Consider the following 26,322-nt stretch of genomic DNA (forward strand, 5'->3'; position numbering starts at 1 on the left):
CGGTTTGTTAGAATAATTTCTTCTGGTATTCAGTTTTCCAGTAATAGTAGTTGGTAAAGCCCGTATACTTTAGCTTTGTAAAGTATGCATTGTCTAGCACCCGACATAGTATTGGGCTGTGAGCAATTCTGCAATAAGATTTTCGACTGTTTGCCCATTCATAAGCTTTGTCCCTTGAAATACCCAACTTAATTAGGTTCCCAATACGGGTATATACTTTCTTCCACTGTTTCCAAATGATCATTCTTAACCTTACACGGACCATTTCGTCTAATCTAAGTAACTGATTTTTGGCTTTGGCTATAGAAAAGTAATTTACCCAGCCCCGTATGACCTTTTCTAGTCTATAAATTCGTTCACTAGTAGCAATCGAATGGTTCCGTTGGGTTTGTTCCCTTATCTTCTGTTTTATCGTTTTCAGAGATTTGGACGCAACCCGGATCTGCCATCCTTGTTTGGAGCCATAAAAGGAAAAGCCTAAAAGCGTGCTACCAGATGGTCGGCTTACTTTGCTCTTCTCCCGGTTGACCTTGAGTTTCAACTTATCTTCCAAATAGCCTGTCATAACCGCCATAACACGGAAGGCCGATTTTCTGCTCCGCACATAAATACTACAGTCATCTGCGTAACGTACAAAACGGTGGCCCCGGTCTTCCAGAATTTGATCTAGCTCATTCAGAATAATGTTTGATAATAAAGGGCTCAAAGGACTACCTTGCGGCGTACCCTCTCTTCTGGGGCTAACCAGTCCATTATCCATCATACCGCCACTTAGGTAAGCACGAATAAGCTTTAAGGTCCCCCTATCCTTGATCTTAACCCATAACAGGCTCATAGGCTTGTCGTGGTTGACCGTATCAAAGAACTTTTCCAAGTCCACTTCTACAACCCAGGTATAACCCGCATTGAGGTTTACCTGCCCCTGAAATACCGCCTGATGTGCACTGCGACCCGGGCGAAACCCATAACTGTTTGCTGAAAAATCGCCCTCGTACTTAGGACTCAACCATTGAGAGATCGCCTGTTGCAACAGCCTGTCGATTACCGTTGGGATGCCCAAAATTCTCGTTCCACCGCCCGTTTTGGGTATTTCTACCTTAAGTACAGATTGTGGTCGATAATTACCCGCTAAAATATCACTCTTTAATGCTTGCCAGTGGATATTGAGGTAGTCACGAAGTTCATCGGTCTGCATACCATCAATACCCCCAGCACCCTTATTGGCAGTAACCTGCCGAAAGGCTTTTTGTACATTTCGGATGTCTAATATTTCTTCAAGCATACTACTAAAAAAAAACTAATTCCAGGCATTGTGCTCATTAGTTGCATAGCTAGACTCAACTCCTCCTGCGTTTTACTTTCAGCTTCCGGCCTATACTCCCGCAGGCAGTTCTCTTACGTGTTTCAGTTGTGAACGTTTCGCCATAAACGTTTTGATTCCTTTGCCATTCTAACATTCAGTCCTTCCTGTTAAAAAAAACAGTACTACGACTTCTGCTGACTTCTGCCTATCCCAAGTAACCATTGTTATTCTGATTATTGTTTCTTCGCCGGTACTCGCGCATACCTTTGACAGTCTATAGACAGATCTCCCGGGGTAAGGCGGTCAACTTTCTATGGATGTGACCTCTGTATTTACGTGTTGATGTTCTGTGCAGCATAGGGCTTCTGTTTGTTTTGCAACATCACCCACATCAACCCGCCTTATATACAGTTTCTGTACGTAGGCCCCCATATTTGCCACCAGCTTCCTTCAGATTCGCAGTCACCCGCGACACCCTTGCTATTGGCTAACCCTTCCTACTGCAAAGTGGGCTCGGGACTTACACCCTAGAGTTGATCGCCATGCCCGGCGCACAAATAAAAATGGGCAATCTTTCAGATCACCCATTTATTAAGATTTTTCGTTTAAACGATTAGCAATACTGATCAAATGCACCGATCAAGCTATCTGCAATCATTTGTGCCGGACGGCCTTCAATCTGATGGCGCTCGATCATGTGAACCAACTTACCATCTTTAAATAAAGCCATAGCTGGTGATGAAGGAGGAAAAGGCATCATATAACCTCTAGCTCTATCTACTGCTTCTTTTTCCATACCTGCAAAAACAGTCACCAATTTATCAGGATGTTTTTCATTAGCTGCAGCTAACCTTGCAGCAGGACGCGCATTTGCAGCGGCACAACCGCATACAGAGTTCACAACAACAAATACAGTTCCTTCGACACTGATAGCGTTATCAACATCTTCTGCCGTTTTTAACTCTTCAAAACCTACTTTGGTAAGTTCTGCACGCATTGGTTCTACTAAATATTCTGGATACATATGCTTAAAATACTTTTTACAATTTCTATTTGAACACACAAATGTACAGCACTTGCAGTTAGCATCAAAGGTTTAACACTTTAGGAAGATAGTTTTTACCATTAAATTACTTTGCTTAAAACAAGCCACAGTAATTAGGGTGGCTTCCTCCATTTATAGCCTCAATGTCAACATCATGCACTACAATAATGCTTTTTTGTTATTGATAAAGGAATGCTGTAGATTTGCACTTCATTTAAACAAAAACAATATGTCATCAGTAGAGACAACTTACGTTCCTTACAAAGTTAAGGACATTTCACTGGCAGAATGGGGCCGCAAAGAGATCGGATTGGCAGAGGCAGAAATGCCAGGCTTAATGTCATTACGTGAAGAATTCGGACCATCAAAACCTTTAAAAGGTGCCCGCATTGCAGGATGCTTACACATGACCATCCAGACTGCGGTTTTAATTGAAACATTAGTAGAGCTTGGTGCTGAAGTGACCTGGTCATCTTGCAACATTTTCTCAACCCAAGACCACGCTGCTGCTGCTATTGCTGCTGCAGGTATCCAGGTTTATGCCTGGAAAGGTTTAGATGAAGAGAGCTTTGACTGGTGTATCGAACAAACTTTACATTTCGGTCCTGAGCGTCAACCACTAAACATGATCTTAGATGATGGTGGTGATTTGACCAATATGGTATTCGACAGGTTCCCTGAACTGATTGCAGAGATCAAAGGTTTATCTGAAGAGACCACAACAGGTGTACACCGTTTATATGAGCGCATGAAAAATGGCACTTTGCATTTACCTGCAATCAATGTAAACGATTCGGTTACTAAATCTAAATTTGATAATAAATACGGCTGCCGTGAGTCCTTAGTTGACGCGATCCGTCGTGCAACTGACGTAATGATGGCTGGTAAAGTTGCTGTTGTTGCCGGTTACGGTGATGTGGGTAAAGGTTCTGCCGAATCATTGAGTTCACAAGGTGTACGTGTAATCGTTTCAGAAATTGATCCGATTTGTGCTTTACAAGCTGCAATGGAAGGTTATGAAGTTAAAAAATTCGCTACAGCAGTAAAAGAAGCTGATATCATTGTAACAACAACAGGTAACTGTGATATCGTTCGTGCTGAGCACTTCAAAACCATGAAAGATAAAGCGATCGTTTGTAACATTGGTCACTTCGACAATGAGATTGACGTAGCTTGGTTAAACAAAAACTATGGTGATACTAAAGTAGAAATCAAACCTCAGGTTGATAAATATACGATTGATGGCAAGGACATCATTTTATTGGCTGAAGGTCGTTTGGTAAACTTAGGCTGTGCAACTGGTCACCCTAGCTTTGTAATGTCTAACTCATTTACTAACCAGACCTTAGCTCAATTAGAGCTTTGGACTAACACAGATAAATATGAAAACAAAGTATATGTTCTTCCTAAATATTTAGATGAGAAAGTAGCCCGTTTACACTTAGCTAAAATTGGTGTAGAACTTGATGTTTTAGATCAACACCAAGCTGATTACATTGGTGTTCCTGTTGAAGGTCCGTTTAAACCGGAAGCTTACAGATACTAATCCTAACAACAGATACAAAATCTCTTAAAAATAGAAAAGGGATGCAATTTTATGATTGCATCCCTTTTTCATTTAAACTATTTAAGGATTAAAAACTAGCATTTAAAGCAATTCCAACAGTCTTAGAAAACACATCATCTTCAACATGCTTTTTCTTTTGAAGCAGATTTCTGGCCATAAAGCTAACATTCAGATTTTTTATTCATTCCATTGGTTTTGAGTAGATAAGGACATTTCCACCACTAACTAGAAAGAAAAACTATTTCTCACACTCGTCTTCTATACTTTCACTTAAATCGTACAACAACCACTGTTTGCCTTTCGTTGCCTGCTTATTTTTCAATAACTATTTAGATGAGAAAGTAGCACGTTTACACTTAGCTAAAATTGCTTAATCGAGTTGGTCATTTGCAGGATTCTTTTTTAGTTTGATCTTACCAAAAGGATTTTCCCATATAATATCCAGCGCAATGTAATGCGCATCATGTATACTGGAGCCTTTACCTAGTAAATCGTTCATATACCCAACGTCAAATACAAAGGGCCCCTTTGTAGGAGCTACTGAGTAATATAAGCAAAAACGAGCTTCCCTGTATCCAAATTTACCCCATGATTTTTCGGGAAAATTATCTTTGCTAACCGAAAACAAAGCTTCTGCACTGCTAATGATACGATGCACTTTCTTTTCATCTACATTGGCCGTAAGCTGTGTCTTGAACCGCGTCCTCAATTGAAAGTTCTCTTCAACTTTATTAAAATTAGGATCAAAAAATTTCCTAAACTCCTGTCTAAGCGTATTAACCCATTTAAAGCGGGGGCTACTCAATAAATAAGAATATCGACCATACACCCGGAATTCCTGCTCAATACTTGGCGAAGCTTTGTCATAAGGAGGGATGTCTTCATATTGATTCTGTCTGCGGTAACTCAAAGCATAAGAGTATTGCCAATTTTTACTGTAATGATTGTAAAACTCCTGATTAAGCACAAATATGGCTTGTTTTTTAAAGGGATTACCATCTCCTGTGGGCTCACTGGTTCTCCCAATCCCCAAGTAGGTTACCGATTGTTTTTTATTTGCACTGTCCAATCCTTGTCTTAACGCAATGACAAACCAGGATGCTGCCTGTACTCTACCAAGTCCCGGAGGACTAATCTGGGCAAAAACAGTACTCGATAAGCATGTGACAAAGATCAGGGAAAATGTAATTTTTTTCATGATGATTCCGTATTGATGTGTATCTATTTCTCATGAATAATATGGAAGCTGTAATCCATGAAAATATTGTCGCAAGGATCTTTTTGACATAGAACCTCAAAAATACTTCTTCATTAACATCAGCTAAGTTTCTTTGTTTTTATTTTTTTCTTCAATCCATACCGACATTTATTTGACGCTGTTTTGCAGTATGGCATTCTAAGCTGACAAAGGGTGGATTAAAACTATTTCTCAAACTCGTCTTCGATACTTTCACTTAAATCGTATAATAACCACTGTTTACCTTTAACCGCTCCCTGCTTATTTTTCAATAACTGAATAAAGTCTTTAACGCCCACAGGTTCGTTTCCATTCCCATGAATTAAAACAATACTACCAGAATTGGCCGCCTGTCCTTTTGCCAACCAGGCATCACTACCTACCGGAATAATTCCATAAGAAAGCAATTTAGCGACAACTTGCTGATCAGAGACCAAACCTGGAAAACGAAAAAAGACAGAAGGCAGCAATCCTTGTTGCATCATTGCGATTTCTGTTCCCAGTATTTCAAAATTTAGATCAGTACCCGGTTCCAATAGAAAGTTAGTTTTGAGTGGGGCTTTGGCACTTACCCGATGATTGTAAGAATGATTTACCCAGGTAACAACAATGTCTCCCGAATGCACAAGCTCTTTTAACCACTTCAAATCACTACTGTGGGTAAGCATCCATCTTCCTGTAATGGATATCGCCAGAGGAACCGGTTTTTCAGTTCGCTGAAATTCAGTGATTAATGAAGTAAAAATAATCTTATCAAGTGGTTTGTGTGAAGGACAAAGATCAATTGTCAAAGTGATCCCCTTTTCTTTAGGAAACCCATGTATAATCCCTGCATCTTGCAAACTCCCGGATAATTGCGAGGCATCATTTATTGTTTTGGCATACGGGGAATCGTTAAAGTAACGAAGCACCTCCTGCCAGGTTAATGCTTTTGGACTTACCCGATCAGCTGGAATTATTTCTGTTGTCAGTTCATTGGGGTCAACAATCAAAAAAGAATCAACATCATCTCTTTTAAACTTACGCAAAACCAACTGCGTCTTATTTTCATATTTGACTGCAGCAAAATACTTGGTATAATTTGCAACAGTTACCTGCGCAACAGCTGGTACCGTTAAGAAAAAAAATAAGCCAACAATGCCACCTAGGCTTACTATTTTATGGCTAAGGGTTTCCATTTTGTTTATGACTTTTCTGGATTGACAACTGTGCTGGCATTTCCATCTCTGATGGCCTGGTAATGCGGCGACATAATCTCGACACCCGCGGCATCAAATGCAATATGAATATTTCTATGAATTTCGGAATAAATAACAGGCATCTGTTTAGGGTTACGGATATAAGCATTCAATTGGTAAGATACATACCAATCTTCCAGTCCTGTTTGCAACACAAAAGGCTCTTTTTCTTTAACTACTCCCTCCGAAGCCAAAGCAGCTTTGATCAACAATTCATGCGCTGTAGCCCAAGGAATATCATAGCCCAACGTTACTGTAGTATGAATAATTAAGCCTTCCTCTGCAGCCAGACTACTGTAATTTATCGTATTACCGGTTAATATTGCACTATTAGGAATAGTGATCACCTCATTTTTAACCGTTAAAACACGGGTTACCAACAGCGATTTTTCTTGAATAGCCCCGATAGTTTCTCCAATCTTTACCACATCGCCAATCTTAAATGGCCGCATATAGGTAATGACCATTCCAGCAACGCCATTACTAATGGCAGATGAAGACCCAAATGAGATCAGTACCCCCAAAAATACAGAGACACCTTTAAATATTTCAGAATTTGAACCTGGAATAAACGGCCAGATCACCACAATCATAAATGCATTTAATATGATCTTCACAATGTTATAAGTAGGCTTGGCCCAATCTGGATAAAATCCATTGATCTTTAACCGCTCGGTAGCAATCTCATTAGAGAAAAATTTGATACCCTTCTTTATATAGTGAAAAACAAGAAAAATTATTGCTATGGTTATTAAATTAGGGATAAAGTCGATGATCCCGCTAGATATATTTTTTAAAGGATTTAACACAAAATCGATCAGACTGTCACTCCAGGGTTTAGTCCAGGGAAAAAGTCGGAATAATACGGGAAGGGTAAGATAAACAAGAATAAATATAACGACGACCTTAATCACATTCAATAACTTTCGAATCAGCCACAGTTCATTTTTAGAGTTAATTAACTCATAATTTTTAATCTTCAGGCCCGCAATCTTTTGATGAAGTTTTACACGCAACCAGGCATTGAATCGGTTTGAATACTTATTAAGGAAATAAATGCACATGATCATAATGGCAATGATCAGCAAACCTAATCCTGCCCGCTTTAATAGCTGAGAAACATCAGTCTCCTTTTTATAGATTTTAATATTATTGAGGATAATGTCCTGATAGGCTGTAGCCATTATCTCCCTATCCATCTTTACCGAATCAGCATCCGCTTTGGATAAACTCAACAGTACATTTCCCTTATAGACAATATCAATCAGTGTTGAATCTTTTTCGGTGATTAACGAATCAGGCACAAAAAGTAGATCTTCGGCCAACGCTGTTATCTTTGCAGAGGTTCTTTCAGCCCTTTCAGTTGCCGACAAAGGACCAAGCTTATTTTTAACAAAGAACAAGGTATCGGAATGTGCAATAACAGGATACCCTTTAAAAACAGTTTTGGCTTCTTGAGCGCTTGTGATGTTGCAAATGCTGATAAAGGCTATAAAAACAAATAGAGATCGTATTGACATGGTTATTTCTTTTATATTTGTGCATGGCACATCTATCAGTAAATATCAACAAAATAGCTACGCTTCGCAATAGCCGGGGTGGTAATAATCCGGACCTTGTAAAAGTAGCTTTAGATTGTGAACGTTTTGGCGCCGAAGGAATCACAGTACACCCACGCCCCGATGAAAGACACATTCGTTATCAAGATGTTTTCGATTTAAAAGCTGTGATTGCAACAGAGTTTAATATTGAAGGGAACTGCAGAGAGCACAAATTTGTAGAACTGGTTTTGGCAAATAAACCAGCCCAGGTGACCTTGGTGCCTGATGCAGACGGACAACTCACCTCCAATCATGGTTGGGACACCATTAAACACGCAGCTTATTTAAAGGAAATGGTCGGCCTCTTTAAATCAGCCGGCATAAGGGTATCTATATTTGTTGATCCGGTTGTAGAAATGGTTGAGGCTGCTGTATTAACCGGAACTGATAGAATTGAGCTATATACAGAAGCTTATGCACATAATTATTACGACAATAGAGAAAAAGCCGTCCTACCTTATGTCGCAGCCGCTCATAAAGCGAATGAACTTGGATTAGGTATTAATGCCGGTCACGATCTCGATCTCCACAATCTGAAATATTTTGCTCAAAGCGTTCCCGGCTTACTTGAAGTCAGTATTGGTCATGCATTGATCTGTGATGCACTCTACTTAGGCCTTGAAAACACCATACAAATGTATTTACAGCAGTTGAAGCATTAATGCTTAAAAGTTTATGAAGTCTTTTTGACTGAAGCTAAGGGTATTTTTTATTACCTTTGCGCAACTTTTTATTCATAGACTTCATGAGCTTAAATATTCATTACAAAGAGGACTTTAAAGATCGTCACATTGCTCCTAACACACAGGATACCAATGAAATGTTAAACACCATTGGCGTAAGTTCTGTTGACGAACTGATTGCACAAACTGTGCCTCAATCTATCAGATTAAAGCAACCGTTGAATTTGCCAAAGGCCAAATCAGAAACAGATTACCTTACAGCACTAAAACAAACAGCTTCTTTAAATAAAGTTTTCAAATCTTATATAGGCCAGGGTTATTATGACACCATAACTCCGGGTGTTATATTACGTAACGTAATGGAAAACCCGGGATGGTATACACAATATACACCATACCAGGCGGAAATTGCACAAGGCCGCTTACAGGCGTTGTTAAACTTCCAGACTATGGTGATCGACCTTACAGGTATGGAAATTGCAAATGCATCTCTTTTAGACGAAGGTACTGCTGCTGCTGAAGCTATGTTTATGCAATACAGTCTGCGTAAAAATCAACAGGCTACAAAATTCTTCGTTTCTGAATTGTTGTTCCCTCAAACTATAGATATTTTAAAAACCCGTGCTAACCCTTACGGCATTGAACTTGTAATTGGTGATCACCAGTTATTTGAACTTAGCGACGAGTTCTTTGGAGCGATCATCCAGTACCCTGCAGGTAATGGTGAGGTATTTGATTATACCGGTTTTGCACAAAAAGCACATGACAAAAATGTTAAGGTTACCGTTGTAGCTGACTTGTTAAGTCTTACCTTATTAACTCCTCCGGGAGAATGGGGTGCAGATGTTGTAGTTGGTACTTCACAACGTTTTGGTGTACCAATGGGCTTTGGTGGTCCTCATGCAGCATACTTTGCTACTAAAGACGAGTACAAACGCTCCATCCCGGGCCGTATTATTGGCGTAACTATCGACAGCAATAACAATTACGCTTTGCGTATGGCTTTACAAACACGTGAGCAGCATATCCGTAGGGATAAAGCAACCTCAAACATTTGTACTGCACAGGCTCTATTAGCCATTATGGCTGGTTTCTATGCTGTTTACCATGGTCCTAAAGGTTTAAAGTTAATTGCTGAACGTACACATGGATTGGCAATTACACTAGCTAAATCATTAGAAAAAATAGGCTATAAACAACTCAACAAGTCTTATTTCGATACCATACAATTGGATCTTGGTAATCTGGCTGATTCTATCCACAGAGAGTGTATCGACAATGAACTTAACCTGCATTACAATGGCAGTATCGTTACCATTGCATTAGACGAGACGACTTCGGCAGAGGATATTAAACTGCTGACCAAAATATTTGCAAAAGTAAAAGGCATTGCTGCTGACGCAGTGGAGATTGAAGATAAAAATGTGGAGACTGTAATTCCTTCAGCCTTACAACGTAAATCTGATTACTTAACGCACCCAATATTCAACACGCATCGTTCAGAACATGAAATGTTGCGTTATATCAAATCTTTAGAAGCTAAAGATCTTTCACTTTGTCACTCAATGATTGCTTTAGGTTCATGTACCATGAAACTAAATGCAACTACAGAAATGATCCCTGTTACCTGGCCAGAGTTTGGTAAAATCCACCCATTTGCACCGGCAGATCAGGTTTTGGGTTATTATACTGTATTTAATGAATTAGACAAATGGTTAAGTGAAATTACCGGCTTTGCCGCAATGAGCTTACAACCAAATTCAGGTGCGCAAGGGGAATATGCAGGTTTAATGGTGATCAGAGCATATCACAATGACCGAGGCGATGCACACCGTAACATTGCCTTAATTCCTTCATCGGCACATGGTACTAATCCGGCTTCTGCAGCTATGGCAGGAATGAAGATCATTATCGTTAAATCATTGGAAAATGGAAATATTGATGTTGATGATTTAAAAGCTAAAGCTGAAGAACATGCGGCTAACCTTTCTTGTTTAATGGTGACTTACCCTTCTACACATGGTGTATTTGAGGAAAGCATTGTTGATATCTGTAACATCATCCATGAGAATGGCGGACAGGTTTATATGGATGGGGCAAATATGAATGCTCAGGTTGGCTTGACCAGCCCAGGTAACATTGGCGCTGATGTTTGTCACCTAAACTTGCATAAAACATTCTGTATTCCTCACGGTGGCGGCGGCCCGGGTATGGGACCAATTGGTGTAGCGAAACACCTTGTTCCTTATTTACCGGGACATGCTGTAGTAAACATTGACAACGGAAAATCTATCCATGCAGTATCATCTGCGCCATGGGGCTCGGCCTCTATCTTAATCATCTCTCATGCCTATATTGCCATGATGGGTGTAGATGGATTAGCTAATGCCACCAGGTATGCAATACTAAATGCGAATTATATGAAAGCGCGTTTAGAACAGCATTATCCGGTATTATATTCGGGTGCTAACGGACGTTGCGCACACGAAATGATCCTGGATTGCAGAGGCTTTAAAAACTACGGAATTGAAGTGGTTGATATTGCCAAACGCTTAATGGACTATGGCTTCCATGCACCAACAGTATCTTTCCCTGTCGCAGGAACTTTAATGATTGAGCCAACTGAAAGTGAGCCTAAGCATGAGCTTGATCGTTTCTGTGATGCTTTAATTGCGATCAGAAAAGAAATCACATCAGTTGAGCGCGGTGAACTGGACAAAACAGACAACCCTTTAAAAAATGCGCCACATACAGCAGCTGTAGCGACAGGTGATGAGTGGAACCATGCTTATAGCAGACAAACAGCAGCATTTCCGTTGCCGTATGTAGCAGCCTATAAATTCTGGCCATCTGTGGGTAGGGTTAACGATTCATTTGGCGATAGATCACTTGTTTGTGCATGTCCGCCAATTGAAAGTTATATGGAAGAGCACATATAAAAAACTCGGAAACAATAAGTTGACAGGAAATAAAAAAAGCCATTATTAATAATGGCTTTTTTTATGATAAAATAAATATCTGTTACATAAAACAAATTACAACATATTTCATAACTTTATATGCATACCAATTTTGTGGCTAGGGGCCAATCAACTTTATGATGGATAATAAAATTAACCTTCTCGTTATTGATGACGATGATATTAACATCTTTATCATCAAAAAGATAGTTGAAAAAACTGGATACAATGTGAATATGGTGTCTAAGGCCAATGGCTTGCTAGCTATTGATCATTTAAAAGCTACGCGAGATCAACAAGACTTTCCGCAACTTATTCTTATTGACATTAATATGCCGGTATTGAATGGCTGGGAGTTTCTTGATGCTTATGAAGCGCTGAACATTACCAAGAGAGTAGATATGTACATGCTTTCTTCTTCGGTATATGAGAATGATATTGAAAAGGCAAAAACCTATGCAAAAGTGAAAGGGTTTATTTCTAAACCCTTATCCATAGAAAGATTAATTGAACTTTTTAAACTGTTGGTTTAGTAAAATCTACGAGATTTTGAACTGCCCATCGGTTAGACTAACGTAACCTGTGGCCCTACTTTTTCCATGGTAGAACAGACAATTCCAATTTTCTGCAGCGGCTCTTGTTCCAAACTCTTCTCTCAGTTCCATCGCTTTCCTTCCGTCAAAGTCATATTTAGCGATAAACTTTCTCAACAATTCTTCGGGTTCTGGCAATACATCACCGCCAAAAAACACCTTATCCACTCCGTCATCAAGTAAATAAACCTGGTGAAATGGAGTGTGTGCTCCCGTCAATTCATAGCTAATCTCATTTGTCAACTGTCCGGATCCTTCGATAAAAGTAAGTTGCGCGTTACGCTGCAAAAATTCAAATATTTCTGTTTTATAAGAGGATGACTTATTGGTAAAAGCACTCTCCCATTCCCCGCGCTGAATGACATAATTTGCATGTGGAAAGCTGAGCTCTATTTTATCCCCCAGATGATGAATCATCCCCCCGGAATGGTCAAAATGCAAATGAGACATCAATACCAGATCAACATCTTTAGGATCAAATCCTGCTTTTTTAATGTTTTCATGTAAAATCAATTGCCCCTTATCATTGCTATATCCAAGCCCTGTATCAAATAAAACCAATGAGTTATTTAATTTTACAAGGAAGGGCTGTACATGAATAAACAAAGATGCCGGACGACTTTTAGGATCATCTGTCTCCGGATTAAAAGGAACAAATTTCTTATCAGCAGCAACAGAATAAGAACCTTCGTATAAAGTGAAAACTTGCAATGGCGTAGTTATTAGTAAGAAGAAATTAAATGATATATTTACGAATCATTGCAAAGATATGGAACCTCCATGAACTTCCTGTTTATAAATAACAACAATACGGTCATGCAAAATTCATAACGATTGATAAACAAACAGATAACGATGAAGAAAAGATGGGTGCAGGCTATCCAGGGAAATCCCGAAACAGCAGACTTGCTTGCACAAAAACTAAATATAGATAAGAGCTTAGCACAAATTTTGGTACAAAGAGGCATTTTATCCTTTGATGATGCCCGAGAATATTTCAGACCAGAGATAGCCAAACTGCACGATCCTTTTTTAATGAAGGATATGGATAGGGCTATCGAGCGTATAGACAGGGCGCTCAATAAAGGTGAAAAAATACTGATTTACGGTGATTATGATGTAGACGGGACCACTTCCGTTGCACTGGCATTTAGTTTTTTTAACCAATTTACAGATCACATCGCTTATTATATCCCTGATCGTCATAAAGAAGGTTATGGAATTTCAACAACAGGTATAGATTATGCAAAAACAGAAGGATTTAGTTTAATCATTGCCCTCGATTGCGGGATTAAATCGACAGACAAAATTGCTTATGCAAATAACCTGGGAATAGATTTTATCATTTGCGACCACCATTTACCCGGTGATGAGCTACCTGCAGCTATCGCCATTCTGGATCCTAAACGTAAAGATTGCCAATACCCTTTTAAAGAACTTGCCGGATGTGGCATTGGTTTTAAATTGGCACAGGCTTATTGCATAGCGCATAGATTACCCGCAACACAATACGAAAAATATATTGACCTGGTTATGGTAAGTATTGCCGCTGATATTGTTCCTGTGGAAGATGAAAACCGGATTCTCGCCTACCATGGGCTTATCAAACTAAACACAAATCCTTGTATGGGTTTAAAGGCATTGATGGACATATCAGGCAAAAACAAAGATTATACGCTTACGGATGTGGTATTTAGCCTGGCTCCGCGCATCAATGCCGCCGGAAGAATGGACCATGCGAATCAGGCTGTTAAAATGTTATTGTGTGCTGAAGATGCGCTGGCTCAAGAGCAAAGCTTACTCATCAACCTGCAAAACACCGATCGTAAAACCTCCGACCAAAGCATTACCGCTGAAGCTTTGGCTTTAATTTCAGAATGTGAGATCCTTATCAATAAAAAAACAACAGTTGTGTACCATGAAAGCTGGAATAAAGGCGTTATCGGTATTGTTGCTTCCAGGCTAACAGAAACCTATTATCGACCGACTGTGGTACTTACAGCATCAAATGGTTTGCTAACCGGCTCAGCCCGTTCTGTACCAGGATTTGATTTGTATGAGGCTTTATTGGGGTGCCAGGATCTCCTCGTGCAATTTGGTGGACATAAGTTTGCCGCTGGCTTAACCATTAAGCCGGAACATATTGAATCTTTCGCAGACCGCTTTGAAGAAATTGTGAAGGCAACAATTACAGACGATCTGCTTTGCCCTGAAATTAAGATTGACAATGAAATCCACCTTTCTCAAATAGATGGAAAATTTCAGCGTATCATTGCACAAATGGCTCCCTTTGGCCCACACAATACAGCACCTGTATTTGTGACCCATGGTGTAACTTTTGTAGGACGTCCCTTTGTTGTAGGCACAAAACATTTAAAATTAACCATAAAACAACAAAATTCCCCTATTTTTGAATGTATCGGATTTGGAATGGCAGAAGAATTTGAGCCTTTGCTACAACCAAACCAACCATTCTCCGTTTGTTATACTATTGAGGAAAACGTTTGGAAAGAACAAAGACGATTACAATTAAATATTAAAGACATAAAAATCAATAATTAATATATATAAATGATATTAAGAGCTGAGCATCTAATCAAAAAATATAAACAGCGCACAGTTGTTAACGACGTTTCGTTTAGTGTAAGCCAGGGAGAAATTGTTGGTTTGCTGGGGCCAAACGGAGCAGGAAAAACAACTTCCTTCTACATGATTGTAGGCTTGATCAAGCCTAATGAAGGCACAATTTTTTTAGATGACCAAGACATTACCAAAGACCCCATGTACCGCAGGGCGCAAAAGGGAATTGGTTATTTGGCACAGGAGGCTTCAGTATTCAGAAAATTGTCGGTAGAAGATAACATCATGGCCATTTTAGAAATGACCAACCTGAATAAGGAAGAGCGCCACGAACAACTGGAAGAACTGATTAGTGAGTTTAGTTTACATAAAGTACGTAAAAATAGAGGCGATCTGCTTTCGGGTGGAGAAAGAAGAAGAACTGAAATAGCAAGGGCACTTGCCGCCAATCCTAACTTTATACTATTGGATGAGCCTTTTGCCGGTGTAGATCCGATTGCTGTTGAAGAGATTCAGACAATTGTGGCTAAACTCAAACAAAAAAATATAGGAATATTGATTACCGATCATAATGTTCAGGAAACTTTGTCCATTACAGACAGAGCCTACCTGCTTTTTGAAGGTAAAATCCTCGAATCGGGCACACCAGAAGTGCTTGCGGCAAATGAGATGGTAAGAAGAGTATATTTGGGATCAAACTTCGTACTTCGCAAAAAAAACCTATAATCCTTATTCAAAATCCTACGTATGGCAATTGTAAATTCAATTTTTACCTGGTACATGAAAAAGCGAGTTCATCAGATCGAGCTTTTTATGAAATACCCGCATGATGTACAGGAAGAATGGTTTCATAAACTGATATCCAGTGCAGAATACACGGAGTGGGGATTAAAATATGATTATCAATCTATCCTTAGCCCACAGCAGTTTAAAGAAAGAATACCCATACAAAACTACGATACCTTAAAGCCTTACATAGAACGTATGCTTAAAGGAGAACAGAACATCCTCTGGCCCTCGGAGATTAAATGGTTTGCCAAATCATCAGGTACAACCAGCGACAGAAGTAAATTTATCCCTGTATCTGCTGAATCTTTACAGGAATGCCATTTTAAGGGAGGGAAAGATATGCTTTCCATCTTTTGCAACAATAGACCTAACAATCAGATTCTAACCGGGAAAGGCCTGGTATTAGGTGGGAGTCATCAAATTAACCAACTAAACGAGGACTCCTTTTATGGTGATCTTTCCGCTGTGCTGATTAAAAATCTGCCGGTATGGGCCGAATATTACCGTACGCCAAACATTTCTATTGCCCTGATGGACAATTACGAAGAAAAGATGGAAAAGATGGCAGAGGCAACAATTAAAGAAAATGTAACCAATATTGCCGGAGTACCTACCTGGACCATCGTACTGGCTAAAAAAGTGCTGGAAATAACGGGGAAGAAACATTTACTTGAAGTATGGCCAAATCTTGAACTCTATATACACGGTGCTGTTAATTTTAAACCTTACAGAGAACAGTTCAAAGAACTGATTCCATGTAACGAGATGTATTATCTGGAAACATATAATGCATCAGAAGGCTTTTTCGGTATCCAGGATGAAGTCAATTCTGATGAAATGCTTTTGATGCTTGATTACGGGATTTATTACGAATTCCTGCCATTGGAGCATCTTGATAGTGACCATCCACGCACACTATCACTTGCTGAAGTGGAGCTGAATAAGAATTATGCCATCATCATTTCTACAAATGGCGGTTTATGGCGCTATATGATCGGTGATACCGTACAGTTTACCAACCTTTCCCCCCATCGTATTAAAATTACCGGTCGCACCAAGCATTTCATCAATGCCTTTGGAGAGGAAGTAATTATTGACAATGCCGAACAAGCTATCTGTAAGGCTTGCACTGAAACAAATGCCGTTTTTAAAGATTATACGGCTTGTCCGATCTATTTTAAAGGAGAAGAAGTGGGTGGTCACGAGTGGATCATAGAATTTGATCAGCAGCCAAATGATTTTGAAAGGTTTGTAGATGTGTTGGACAAAACATTAAGGGAGGTAAATTCTGACTACGATGCAAAACGGTTTAAAGATCTTGCTTTGCGTAGACCAAAAGTTCACAACGCTCCTTCCAATACATTTTACAATTGGCTAAAATCTAAAGGGAAACTTGGTGGGCAACATAAAGTACCACGACTGGCCAACGACAGGAAATATGTAGACGAAATCTTATCAGTACTTTAGTCAAACTATTTTTTATTGTTTTTATAGCCATTGTTGTGATTCTGTATTTTTTTAGTTAAATTCAATTAGCTAAATATGAACACCTTATGAAAACAGTAAAACATTTACTCAGTACAAAATCTGTTCAAATCTTCTCAATAACCGAGCATTCTTCTGTGTTAGACGCCCTGAAGCTAATGATGGAAAAGAACATTAGTGCCCTTCTTGTTATGGAAGAACAGGAATTAAAAGGGATTTTCACGGAAAGAGATTATGCACGAAAGATTATCCTGCATGGTAAATCTTCAGCCGAAACCTCTGTACAAGAAGTCATGACTGCAGCCCCCATTACGGTATTGCCTTCAGATACCATCGAGTTCTGCATGAGTATCATGACCGATAAACATATCAGACACTTACCTGTGATGGAGAAGGATCAATTACTTGGAATGGTATCTATTGGCGACCTGGTAAAATTCATTATTGAAGATCAGAAACAAACCATTTCCCAGTTGGAAAACTACATCACCAGTTAAATATTTCTTACCAATATAATTAAACGAAAAAGGTCTGATCAGCGAGCTGATCAGACCTTTTAATAGGATATTAAATCCCTTACCAGATTTTCACTCTTTTATCCGGAGCAAGGTATAATGAATCTGAAGGTTTCACATTAAATGCGCTATAAAATTCAGGAATATTCCTTACCACACCGTTCACTCTAAATTTAGCAGGAGAATGTGGATCGGTACCTACCTGAGTTCTCAAATTTTCCTCAGTTGATTTATTTAACCAGGCTTGTCCCCAACCAATAAATACTCTTTGTATACCAGTAAAACCATCCATAACCGGTGCAAGCTTACCATTTAAACTAGCTTCATAAGCTTTTAAGGCAATGCTCAAACCACCAAGGTCACCAATGTTTTCTCCCAATGTAAAGCTTCCGTTCACACTTAAATCAGGAAAAACTTTAAAACTATTGTACTGCGCAACCAGTGCATTTGTTCTTTTCTTAAACTCTTCAGTATCTTTCTTTGTCCACCAATTACGCATTACACCATTACCGTCAAAAGTACTACCCTGATCATCAAAGCCATGACCAATCTCATGTCCGATTACCGCACCAATACCACCATAATTTACAGCGTCATCAGCATTCATATCAAAGAATGGAGGTTGTAAAATTGCAGCTGGGAACACAATTTCATTCATTGGCGGGTTGTAATAAGCATTTACCGTCTGTGGAGTCATTCCCCACTCAGAGCGGTCAACCGGTTTACCCAATTTATTGATGGTTCTATTGTATTCAAATTCTGTAGAACGCATTTCATTTCCATAAAGATCACCCCTAATCACTTTCAAAGTGCTATAATCTCTCCATTTATCAGGGTAGCCAATTTTAGGCGTAAACTTGCTAATCTTTACCAGGGCTTCCTTTTTAGTCTCTGGGCTCATCCAGTCAAGCGCTTTAATGCTGGCCTCATAAGCTTTCAAAAGGTTACCTACCAATTTCAACATACGTTCTTTAGCTATTGGAGGAAAGTGCTTCTCAACATATAATTTACCCACCATTTCACCAAGATTATCATTTACCACTTCTACTGCTCTACGCCATTGAGGTTTCATCTCTTTAACGCCTCTCAACGTTTTACTATAAAAGTTAAAATTTTCCTGATCCAGTACTGTATTTAATGAAGTTGCAGCGCCATGAATCACGCCCCATTTCAAATAATTTTTCCAGGTTTCAATTGGGGTATTTTTCAAAATTGGAGTCAGGTCTTTTGTATAAGCTACCTGAGTAACCACCAGACTATCCACACCTTTAATACCACCATCAGCAAGCAGCACATTCCAATCAAAATCAGGAAGTAGCTTATTCAGATCTTTAACTGCATACTTATTATACAAAGCTGCCATATTTCTGGTATCTTCTTTTTTCATGTGCTTTGAAGCGAGTAAAGTTTCCAAAGCCATGATTTCCTTTGCCTTCGCTGCAGCATCAGGGATTCCTGCTATCTTCAACATATTTTCCACATGCAAAACATACTTATCGCGGAGCTCTTTTGATTTCGCATCTGTAAGCAAATAGTAATCGCGATCAGGTAAGCCTAAACCTCCCTGCCAGCTATATAGCATATATTTTTTAGGATCTTTAAAATCTTCCATCACCCCAAGGCCAAAAGGAATTTTAAAGCCTAACTTATTGGCATAAGCAAAATAAGCAGCAAGATCTTTATTCGAAGTTAGTGCATCAATTTTCTTAAACTCGGCAGCCAAAGGTGCTAAACCTATAGAATCGCGAAGCTTCATATTCATATAGGAATCGTAAAAATCCCCAATCTTCTGTTCTTCCGAACCCTCTGGCGCTTTAGCTTTTGCAGCAGTTTCAATAATAGCTTTCACATCATCCTGCGTTTTATCAGCTAAAATGGACATTGCACCATAAGATGACTTATCCGCAGGAATTTTGGTGTTTTTCATCCAGGTTCCATTTACATATTCTGTAAAATTATTTCCTGGAACCACTGTGGTATCCATATTTTTAAGGATAATCCCTGAATGAAGTTCGCCCGTTTTAACACCGGAATTGCTACATGCAGCAAGGAATAAGATAGTCCCTGCGAGCGCCGGAATACCTATTGATCTGTTTAATTTTACCATAAGTTATGAGTTAGTATATTCAAACTTAGTAAAAATTTAAACCTGTTAATGTTTAACTGCCAGATAAATATCAACTTCTGCATTTTCCGGGTTTTGAGTGCGCTCGCCGTATACCTCAAAATCAGCAGTATACGCTCTTGGAATTTTGGCATTCCATATTTCCAACCAGGCATCAAATACTGCACCTTGTAGCAAATTACCTTTAGCAGTACATTTCATATAAGGTCCTTCTTCAATCAACAGACCTGAAAAGCCCTCAGGTATCTGGTCCAGGTTCTCTACCCTATAACCAATTAATGTAGTATAAGGCTGGGTATAGTCCCCCTCATAGGCAGTATAAACGCTATAAATATCGTCGCCTATTCTACCCGGTATCTGCGCTGCAATATTACTGGCCCAAAACCTTGCCCACAGTTCGGGGATATCTTTTGCCGCATGTCCTTCAGCATTGCTGGTTCGTACTGTAATTCCTATAACAGGAAATGATCTTAGTGTTTACTTTTCCATTCTTGATGATTTATTGGACAAAAATAGATGGAGTAGTGACAACCCTATGTCAGCGTAAAACTGTTGTATCGTTTTTTGAAGTATCTATTCGAAGCGTATCTTTCTTTTCAGTAGCAGCCATTTCATCGGCACTTTCGGCCTTTGGGGCTCTTAACCGTATTCTTTCAGTATTATCACAAGCGCTGAGGCTCAAAGCCATAGCTACTATAAAGATGAAACGTTTCATAAAGATTCTCAAAATTCGTTTTCAAAATTAGATAAAAAATATTCACAATATTGAAACACAAATCGAATATTACCCTTATTATCATTTAATTACATCCGGATTACAGTTGACTATAAAACCACAAAGGTTAGTTCTTATCAATTTCTTAACCATGACTTAACATTACAGCTTTAATTTTATTGTAATCACCAAAACATATGGTTATGATCAGCACTAAAACCTTGTATAGCCCTGTTTTAAAAACAGAACAGATTGATGACGCTCATAAATTCCAGTCTTTACCGCAGCCATCAGGCAGTTATCCCTATCGGTTAAGTGTTCCTGGGAATAAGGAAAAGATGACTTTTCACATGGTTGGTGATACCGGCGGACTAACCGAGCTCTGCTTTCAACAGCAGGTCATCACGCAAATGACAGCCCAATGTTTAAATGCTACAAAAGCAGACCAGCCTTCTTTTTTATATCATTTGGGTGACATTGTATATCACTATGGTGAAGCGGAGCAATATGAAACCCAATTTTTATCTCCTTTTGAAAGTTATCCCAAACCAATTTATGCCATTGCCGGAAACCATGATAGCGATATAAATCCAGACAGCGATACGCATTACGACAGTCTTGAAGCCTTTTACACGACCTTTTGCAATACATGTCCGAAAACAATTTATTTTGGCCAAAACACCCAGCGCAAAAGCCAGATACAGCCCAATGTTTACTGGACAATGGAAGCGCCACTTGCTACGATTATAGGCCTGTACACCAATGTCCCTAAATACGGGTGCATCAAAAAAGATCAACGCAGCTGGTTTATCAAAGAGCTACAAAATGCAGCAAAACAAAATGCTGAAAAAGCCATTATTGTATGCCTGCATCACGCCCCATATTCTGCGGATTACAACCATGGCTCCAGCCTGAACATGATCGAATTTCTGGAATCGGCGTTTGAAGAAGCCGGAGTAAAACCAGATGTTGTTTTTAGTGGACATGTACATAATTATCAAAGATTTAGCAAACAATACAGCGATGGCAAGACCATACCTTTTATCGTTGCAGGAGCTGGAGGTTTTGAGGAATTACATACTTTAGCCGATCCATTGGATCCGGCGTATATCACACAAAGTCCGAATCTTGATGATATTCTCCTGGAAAGTTATTGTGATAACCAGCATGGTTTCTTAAAAATTGTAATCGAGAAAAGCCCTTTCAGCTTCACAATCAAGGGAGCCTACTATACCGTTTCGCAGCAAAAGCTTATTGCAGAAACGCAGGAACCGGCTTTATTTGACAGCTTTACAATTGATCTGACTGGAAGGTAAAACCGAACCCTATTGCGCCTTATTTTTTTGTACAAAAAATTTTATTTAACATTGAGCGCAATAGATTTCGATGCTTACAGACCAATCAGATATTACTGAAAACGATGCGCTACTGATTAAACTCAGAAATGGCGATGAGCTGGCATTTGCACAAATTTATAACCAGTATAGAAGCAAAATGTACATCTATGCCTATAACCTGTGTAAATCCGATGAAACTGCAGAAGAGATTGTTCAGGAAGTTTTTATCAGACTATGGCAGAAAAAAGAACAGATCAATACCGATTTAAACTTTAGTGCATACCTCAAGAAAATCACTTTAAACCACGTCCTCAATCACCTTAAAAAAGTAGCACGCGAAAAAAGCTTGCAGGATGAAGTATTCCATTACATAGAAACCATCCGTAATACGACAGAAGATAACCTACTGGAAAAGGAGCTGTTAAAAACTTACGATGAAGCTATAGCAAATTTGCCTCCTCAAAAAAAGATCATCTACCAGATGAGCCGTAACGAAGAAATGAGCCACGATCAGATCGCTGAAAAATTAAACATTTCAAAAAACACAGTAAAAAACCATATGGTAGAAGCTACAAAATTTATCCGTAGTTACGTCAGTAAACATGGAAGTATGGTTTGTTTTATCATTGCTTCCTCAAATTATTTTCATCCCCACTAGTCCCCCTCCCTTTTTCAATTGTATTGTAATAAACGGGCATCGTAAAAGAGCCCTGCTAATTATCAAACAGTGGAAGAAAAAGAGCAATTTAAACACTTGTATAACCTATACCTGAACAATCAGTGTAGCGCCGCAGAACTTAAACAATTCTTTGAATTGCTAAATAAAAGCAATACTGATTTGGAACTCTTGACCTTAATGTCTAACACCTGGGATCAAACCAATGCTTTGCCAGAAGAAGGCTTAATTCCTCCATTCCTGAAATCAGAGCCTAAACAAATAAAACTTACACTTCCACAGAAATCCTACTTTAGTTTACAAAAATGGATTGGTGTTGCAGCATTGCTTATACTACTTACTGGCACATATTTTTATCGGTCGGCCATTACCAATATATTTAACTCTGGCCCCCAATATCAACTTGTAGCAGCTGCAAGTGAACGTAAACAACTACAACTTGCTGATGGGACCAAAGTATGGCTTAGTCCGAACAGTAAATTAAGCTATCCTGATAAATTTGAGGGCCCCGAAAGATCGATATCACTTGATGGAGAAGCCTTTTTCGAAGTAACTCATGATGCCAGGCATCCATTTATCATTAAAAGTGGGGCAGTAAGCACTACAGTACTTGGCACTAGCTTTAATGTTACTGCATATACACAACAGCACACCATAGCTATAACACTGGTTACCGGGAGAGTTGCCGTAGCCTTAAATGCCAACAATCATACCCAACGAGATACAATAACAGCCAATCAACGGATTACGGTTGATAAAACGACATCCAAAATTACAAAGATCAACTATCCTGATGCAGCATCTTTCCTAAGCAAGCGATTAGGCTTGTATGAATACAAGGGCACAACCCTTGAAGCAGTTAGCCAGGATTTAGAAAACCAGTATAACATTAAAATTCAGCTTGATCAGGAACTGTCTTCAAAAGCATTTTATGGCAACCTGAATATGTCTGATCCACTAAATGAAACCTTAAATAAATTATGTACAGTAATGGAAACTAAATGGAAGAAAGATGGAGGGCACTATGCGATCATAAAATAAATGCCTGATCGTGAATTACACAACCAGGCAAGTATCTAAATCAATTTGAAATGCCCAAGCCTTGAGAACTAAGGGGCAATTAAATCAATATCTAATTATAAAGTTATGAATCCTTCGCGAATTTATAATCCAAAATCGAAATAATTTAGCGAAGGCCATAACCTTAACACACATCAAATCTATATGAAACCAAATGGACCAGTCAGATTTCTGACATGTATTGCCATAATATTGCTCCTATTATTGATCATGCAAACCCAAACCAGGGCGCAAGACCCACTAGCGAAGAAAATAACATTAACCCTTAAAAATGAACCCTTAAAAATAGCACTGGATAAGATCACGGATATTAGCGGCGTTAAATTCACTTATAACGAACAGGTGGCCACCAGCAAGCTAAAGCTCAATATAAGTGCGAAAGACAAACCACTGTCAGCCGTTCTAAGTGATGCATTTTCTGGACATCCATTGCAGTTTAGCCCCCTGGGAGCAGAAATTTTTATACGCTTTGATCCGGCTAAAGAAAAAAAGTCGGAGGCCGAACCGGCGGCCAATCCGGTTCAAAATCAAGGAAAACGCACTATAAGTGGTATTATTAAATATGCCAACACCGGTGAAACCATTATAGCTGCGACTGTACGAGTGGTAGGAACCGGCTATGCTACTTCAAGCAATGAATATGGTTTTTACTCCATTAGCCTACCTGCAGGTAATTACGACATCCTGGTAAATGCTATTGGCGCAAGAAGCTACAAAACGAGTGTAAACCTCAATAAAAACACCAGCTTAAATGTAGCCCTTGATGATGATTTAAATGAGCTTGAAACGGTAACCATTACCGCAAATTCTGACCGCAGGAAGATCGACAACCCACAAATGGGAATGGAACGATTAAACATCAGTGAGACCAAAAATGTACCTGTACTACTTGGAGAACGCGATGTGATTAAAACTCTCCAACTTTTACCGGGAGTTAAAACTTCAGGCGAAGGCAGTGGTGGCTTCTTTGTGCGTGGAGGCAGTGCAGACCAGAATATGATCCTTTTAGACGAAGCTCCGGTCTATAATGCCTCTCACTTACTTGGCTTTTTCTCGACATTTAACTCTGATGCCATAAAAAATGTAACACTTTACAAGAGTGGCATGCCTGCCCAATATGGTGGTGGTTTATCCTCAGTTCTGGATGTTAAAATGAATGACGGGAATAACCAAAAGTTTGGAGTAAGTGGCGGTGTAGGACTTATTGCTGCAAGGATAAATGTAGAGGGGCCGATACAAAAGGAAAAATCCTCCTTCCTGATCTCCGCCCGCAGAACTTATGCCGATATGTTTTTGAAGCTTTCAGGTGATTCAGCTACCAAAGATGCGAAGTTGTATTTTTATGATATTAACATGAAAGCCAATTATATATTGGGCGATAAAGACAGGTTATTTGTATCCGGTTATTTCGGCAAGGATGTATTGGGTTCAGATAATCTAGCCGGTATAGATTGGGGCAATGCCACCGCTACCTTACGATGGAACCATGTTTTTAGCAGCAAGCTATTTTCAAATACCTCAGCCATATTCAGCAATTACAACTATAAGATCCAATCCACTAATGATGAAAACTCGATTAGACTTTTCTCACAAATCAGAGACTGGAACTTTAAGGAAGACCTGCAGTGGTATGTCAATGATAAAAACACACTTAGCTTTGGGCTAAATTCCATATACCATACTATAAAACCTGGCGAAGTACAGGCCACAGGCAATTCCGGCTTAATATCACAAAATCTTCAAAACCGATATTCGCTGGAGAATGCCATTTATGCCAGCAATACCTGGAAGGCCAGCAACACATTGAGTTTTACTTATGGATTACGTGTTTCTGCCTTCAGTATCCTTGGGAAAGGCGACTATTTTACACTTGACCCGAATGGCAATGTAACTGGAACAACCAGTTATAAAACCGGCGAAATTGTGAAAACTTACGTAAACTTTGAACCAAGGGTGGCCGCTGCTCTACAGCTAAACGAATCCACTTCCATTAAGGCATCCTACGTAAGAAATGCACAAAATCTACACCTCATCTCCAACTCTAACTCATCATCCCCCACAGACAGATGGGTAGCCAGCACCAATATCATTAAACCGGAACTGAGTGACCAGGTATCATTGGGTTATTATAAAAACCTGGGTAATGATAGCTATGAGCTAACTGTTGAGACTTATTACAAAACACTGCAAAACCAGATCGACTATAGAAATGGAGCAGATATTTATACCAATAAGCCTATAGAAACCCAATTGCTTTATGGAAAAGGCAGAGCCTATGGCGCAGAGTTTTTACTGAAAAAGAAAAGCGGAAGGCTAACCGGCTGGATTGCTTATACATTATCTAAAACAGAAAGACAAATTGATGGCATCAACAATAACAATTGGTACAATGCCCGTCAAGACAGAACGCATGACATATCATTGGTAGGCATATATCAACTGAGCAAAAAATGGACGCTATCAGCCAACTGGGTATTTGCCACCGGAAATGCTGTTACCTTTCCAAATGGAAAATACAAATTACTTGGACATAGCTATTTTTATTTTTCGGAACGCAATGCAGACCGGATGCCAAGCTATCACCGTCTTGATTTAGGTGCAACGCGCCTCTTAAAGCAAACCAAAAAATATTCATCTGAGCTTAATTTCAGTCTTTACAATGCTTATGGAAGAGAGAACGCATACCGCATCACTTTCAGAGACAAAGAAACAGATCCAAACAGAACGGAGGCCATAAGAACAACCTTATTTAGGTTCGTTCCGTCAATTTCGTATAATTTTAAATTTTAGACT

At 39.2% G+C, this 26,322-nt stretch carries 21 protein-coding genes; 12 read left to right on the forward strand and 9 right to left on the reverse strand.

What is annotated here, in order from left to right; translation table 11 throughout:
* Window positions 1-7: 7 nt before the first annotated feature.
* Both ltrA and P0Y49_18430 read right to left on the reverse strand, forming a co-directional pair.
* Window positions 8-1,282, reverse strand: coding sequence for a group II intron reverse transcriptase/maturase (ltrA, locus tag P0Y49_18425; protein WEK18757.1), 1,275 nt, complete (start codon window positions 1,280-1,282; stop codon window positions 8-10).
* A 634-nt stretch (window positions 1,283-1,916) separates the two neighbouring features.
* A complete protein-coding gene (locus tag P0Y49_18430; protein ID WEK18758.1) occupies window positions 1,917-2,327 on the reverse strand; it encodes a BrxA/BrxB family bacilliredoxin in 411 nt (136 codons plus the stop codon).
* 250 nt (window positions 2,328-2,577) lie between these two features.
* On the opposite strand from P0Y49_18430, the gene ahcY reads away from it, so the two are divergent.
* Entirely contained in the window at window positions 2,578-3,894 is a 1,317-nt protein-coding gene (gene ahcY, locus P0Y49_18435; protein WEK18759.1) for an adenosylhomocysteinase, read from the forward strand.
* Between the two features lie 391 nt (window positions 3,895-4,285).
* On the opposite strand, the gene P0Y49_18440 is transcribed toward ahcY, so the two are convergent.
* The 3 genes from P0Y49_18440 to P0Y49_18450 all read right to left on the reverse strand — a co-directional run bounded on the left by P0Y49_18440 (window position 4,286) and on the right by P0Y49_18450 (window position 7,910).
* Window positions 4,286-5,113 (reverse strand): hypothetical protein, encoded by an 828-nt coding sequence (locus P0Y49_18440; protein WEK18760.1) that lies wholly within the window; start codon window positions 5,111-5,113, stop codon window positions 4,286-4,288.
* 224 nt (window positions 5,114-5,337) lie between these two features.
* Window positions 5,338-6,330, reverse strand: coding sequence for a polysaccharide deacetylase (locus P0Y49_18445; GenBank protein ID WEK18761.1), 993 nt, complete (start codon window positions 6,328-6,330; stop codon window positions 5,338-5,340).
* A gap of 5 nt (window positions 6,331-6,335) precedes the next feature.
* Window positions 6,336-7,910 carry a mechanosensitive ion channel gene (locus tag P0Y49_18450; GenBank protein WEK18762.1) on the reverse strand — a complete coding sequence of 525 codons (1,575 nt, stop codon included), beginning with the start codon at window positions 7,908-7,910 and terminating at the stop codon, window positions 6,336-6,338.
* Between the two features lie 23 nt (window positions 7,911-7,933).
* Between P0Y49_18450 and P0Y49_18455 the strand changes: the two genes are divergently transcribed.
* The 3 genes from P0Y49_18455 to P0Y49_18465 all read left to right on the forward strand — a co-directional run bounded on the left by P0Y49_18455 (window position 7,934) and on the right by P0Y49_18465 (window position 12,167).
* Window positions 7,934-8,653 carry a pyridoxine 5'-phosphate synthase gene (locus P0Y49_18455; protein ID WEK18763.1) on the forward strand — a complete coding sequence of 240 codons (720 nt, stop codon included), beginning with the start codon at window positions 7,934-7,936 and terminating at the stop codon, window positions 8,651-8,653.
* A gap of 83 nt (window positions 8,654-8,736) precedes the next feature.
* Complete coding sequence (gene gcvP / locus P0Y49_18460) at window positions 8,737-11,613, forward strand: aminomethyl-transferring glycine dehydrogenase (GenBank protein ID WEK18764.1); 2,877 nt, start codon at window positions 8,737-8,739, stop codon at window positions 11,611-11,613.
* Window positions 11,614-11,771: 158 nt separating this feature from the next.
* Window positions 11,772-12,167, forward strand: a complete 396-nt coding sequence (locus P0Y49_18465; protein ID WEK18765.1) for a response regulator — start codon at window positions 11,772-11,774, stop codon at window positions 12,165-12,167.
* A 6-nt stretch (window positions 12,168-12,173) separates the two neighbouring features.
* Here the strand turns inward: P0Y49_18465 and P0Y49_18470 are convergent, their stop codons facing one another.
* Window positions 12,174-12,938, reverse strand: a complete 765-nt coding sequence (locus P0Y49_18470) for an MBL fold metallo-hydrolase (protein ID WEK18766.1) — start codon at window positions 12,936-12,938, stop codon at window positions 12,174-12,176.
* A 144-nt stretch (window positions 12,939-13,082) separates the two neighbouring features.
* On the opposite strand from P0Y49_18470, the gene recJ reads away from it, so the two are divergent.
* The 4 genes from recJ to P0Y49_18490 all read left to right on the forward strand — a co-directional run bounded on the left by recJ (window position 13,083) and on the right by P0Y49_18490 (window position 17,578).
* Window positions 13,083-14,789, forward strand: a complete 1,707-nt coding sequence (gene recJ / locus P0Y49_18475; protein ID WEK18767.1) for a single-stranded-DNA-specific exonuclease RecJ — start codon at window positions 13,083-13,085, stop codon at window positions 14,787-14,789.
* 9 nt (window positions 14,790-14,798) lie between these two features.
* Window positions 14,799-15,533 (forward strand): LPS export ABC transporter ATP-binding protein, encoded by a 735-nt coding sequence (gene lptB, locus P0Y49_18480; GenBank protein ID WEK18768.1) that lies wholly within the window; start codon window positions 14,799-14,801, stop codon window positions 15,531-15,533.
* A gap of 21 nt (window positions 15,534-15,554) precedes the next feature.
* Entirely contained in the window at window positions 15,555-17,063 is a 1,509-nt protein-coding gene (locus P0Y49_18485) for a GH3 auxin-responsive promoter family protein (GenBank protein WEK18769.1), read from the forward strand.
* 86 nt (window positions 17,064-17,149) lie between these two features.
* A complete protein-coding gene (locus tag P0Y49_18490) occupies window positions 17,150-17,578 on the forward strand; it encodes a CBS domain-containing protein (GenBank protein WEK18770.1) in 429 nt (142 codons plus the stop codon).
* A gap of 79 nt (window positions 17,579-17,657) precedes the next feature.
* On the opposite strand, the gene P0Y49_18495 is transcribed toward P0Y49_18490, so the two are convergent.
* From P0Y49_18495 to P0Y49_18505, 3 genes are all read right to left on the reverse strand, one after another.
* The gene (locus P0Y49_18495) at window positions 17,658-19,703 is read right to left on the reverse strand and encodes a peptidase M13 (protein ID WEK18771.1); all 2,046 of its coding nucleotides are present in this window, start codon (window positions 19,701-19,703) and stop codon (window positions 17,658-17,660) included.
* A gap of 45 nt (window positions 19,704-19,748) precedes the next feature.
* On the reverse strand, window positions 19,749-20,177 hold the full coding sequence (locus tag P0Y49_18500) for an effector binding domain-containing protein (GenBank protein ID WEK21811.1): 429 nt from the start codon (window positions 20,175-20,177) through the stop codon (window positions 19,749-19,751).
* An 82-nt stretch (window positions 20,178-20,259) separates the two neighbouring features.
* The gene (locus tag P0Y49_18505) at window positions 20,260-20,436 is read right to left on the reverse strand and encodes a hypothetical protein (GenBank protein WEK18772.1); all 177 of its coding nucleotides are present in this window, start codon (window positions 20,434-20,436) and stop codon (window positions 20,260-20,262) included.
* Between the two features lie 203 nt (window positions 20,437-20,639).
* Between P0Y49_18505 and P0Y49_18510 the strand changes: the two genes are divergently transcribed.
* The 4 genes from P0Y49_18510 to P0Y49_18525 all read left to right on the forward strand — a co-directional run bounded on the left by P0Y49_18510 (window position 20,640) and on the right by P0Y49_18525 (window position 26,319).
* Window positions 20,640-21,752, forward strand: a complete 1,113-nt coding sequence (locus tag P0Y49_18510) for a metallophosphoesterase (GenBank protein WEK18773.1) — start codon at window positions 20,640-20,642, stop codon at window positions 21,750-21,752.
* Window positions 21,753-21,822: 70 nt separating this feature from the next.
* Complete coding sequence (locus P0Y49_18515; protein WEK18774.1) at window positions 21,823-22,431, forward strand: RNA polymerase sigma-70 factor; 609 nt, start codon at window positions 21,823-21,825, stop codon at window positions 22,429-22,431.
* Window positions 22,432-22,500: 69 nt separating this feature from the next.
* Entirely contained in the window at window positions 22,501-23,490 is a 990-nt protein-coding gene (locus tag P0Y49_18520) for a FecR domain-containing protein (GenBank protein WEK18775.1), read from the forward strand.
* Between the two features lie 183 nt (window positions 23,491-23,673).
* Entirely contained in the window at window positions 23,674-26,319 is a 2,646-nt protein-coding gene (locus P0Y49_18525; protein ID WEK18776.1) for a TonB-dependent receptor, read from the forward strand.
* The last annotated feature ends 3 nt before the right edge of the window (window positions 26,320-26,322 follow it).

Source organism: Candidatus Pedobacter colombiensis, assembly GCA_029202485.1.
In the GTDB taxonomy this organism is placed as follows: Bacteria; Bacteroidota; Bacteroidia; order Sphingobacteriales; family Sphingobacteriaceae; genus Pedobacter; species Pedobacter colombiensis.

Coding starts and splice junctions, on each gene's coding strand:
- P0Y49_18525 (WEK18776.1), top strand. CDS start 23,674: ATGAAACCAAATGGACCAGTCAGATTTCTGACATGTATTGCCATAATA.
- ahcY (WEK18759.1), top strand. CDS start 2,578: ATGTCATCAGTAGAGACAACTTACGTTCCTTACAAAGTTAAGGACATT.
- gcvP (WEK18764.1), top strand. CDS start 8,737: ATGAGCTTAAATATTCATTACAAAGAGGACTTTAAAGATCGTCACATT.
- lptB (WEK18768.1), top strand. CDS start 14,799: ATGATATTAAGAGCTGAGCATCTAATCAAAAAATATAAACAGCGCACA.
- recJ (WEK18767.1), top strand. CDS start 13,083: ATGAAGAAAAGATGGGTGCAGGCTATCCAGGGAAATCCCGAAACAGCA.
- P0Y49_18465 (WEK18765.1), top strand. CDS start 11,772: ATGATGGATAATAAAATTAACCTTCTCGTTATTGATGACGATGATATT.
- P0Y49_18440 (WEK18760.1), bottom strand. CDS start 5,113: ATGAAAAAAATTACATTTTCCCTGATCTTTGTCACATGCTTATCGAGT.
- P0Y49_18455 (WEK18763.1), top strand. CDS start 7,934: ATGGCACATCTATCAGTAAATATCAACAAAATAGCTACGCTTCGCAAT.
- ltrA (WEK18757.1), bottom strand. CDS start 1,282: ATGCTTGAAGAAATATTAGACATCCGAAATGTACAAAAAGCCTTTCGG.
- P0Y49_18445 (WEK18761.1), bottom strand. CDS start 6,330: ATGGAAACCCTTAGCCATAAAATAGTAAGCCTAGGTGGCATTGTTGGC.
- P0Y49_18485 (WEK18769.1), top strand. CDS start 15,555: ATGGCAATTGTAAATTCAATTTTTACCTGGTACATGAAAAAGCGAGTT.
- P0Y49_18505 (WEK18772.1), bottom strand. CDS start 20,436: ATGAAACGTTTCATCTTTATAGTAGCTATGGCTTTGAGCCTCAGCGCT.
- P0Y49_18430 (WEK18758.1), bottom strand. CDS start 2,327: ATGTATCCAGAATATTTAGTAGAACCAATGCGTGCAGAACTTACCAAA.
- P0Y49_18515 (WEK18774.1), top strand. CDS start 21,823: ATGCTTACAGACCAATCAGATATTACTGAAAACGATGCGCTACTGATT.
- P0Y49_18510 (WEK18773.1), top strand. CDS start 20,640: ATGATCAGCACTAAAACCTTGTATAGCCCTGTTTTAAAAACAGAACAG.
- P0Y49_18490 (WEK18770.1), top strand. CDS start 17,150: ATGAAAACAGTAAAACATTTACTCAGTACAAAATCTGTTCAAATCTTC.
- P0Y49_18495 (WEK18771.1), bottom strand. CDS start 19,703: ATGGTAAAATTAAACAGATCAATAGGTATTCCGGCGCTCGCAGGGACT.
- P0Y49_18450 (WEK18762.1), bottom strand. CDS start 7,910: ATGTCAATACGATCTCTATTTGTTTTTATAGCCTTTATCAGCATTTGC.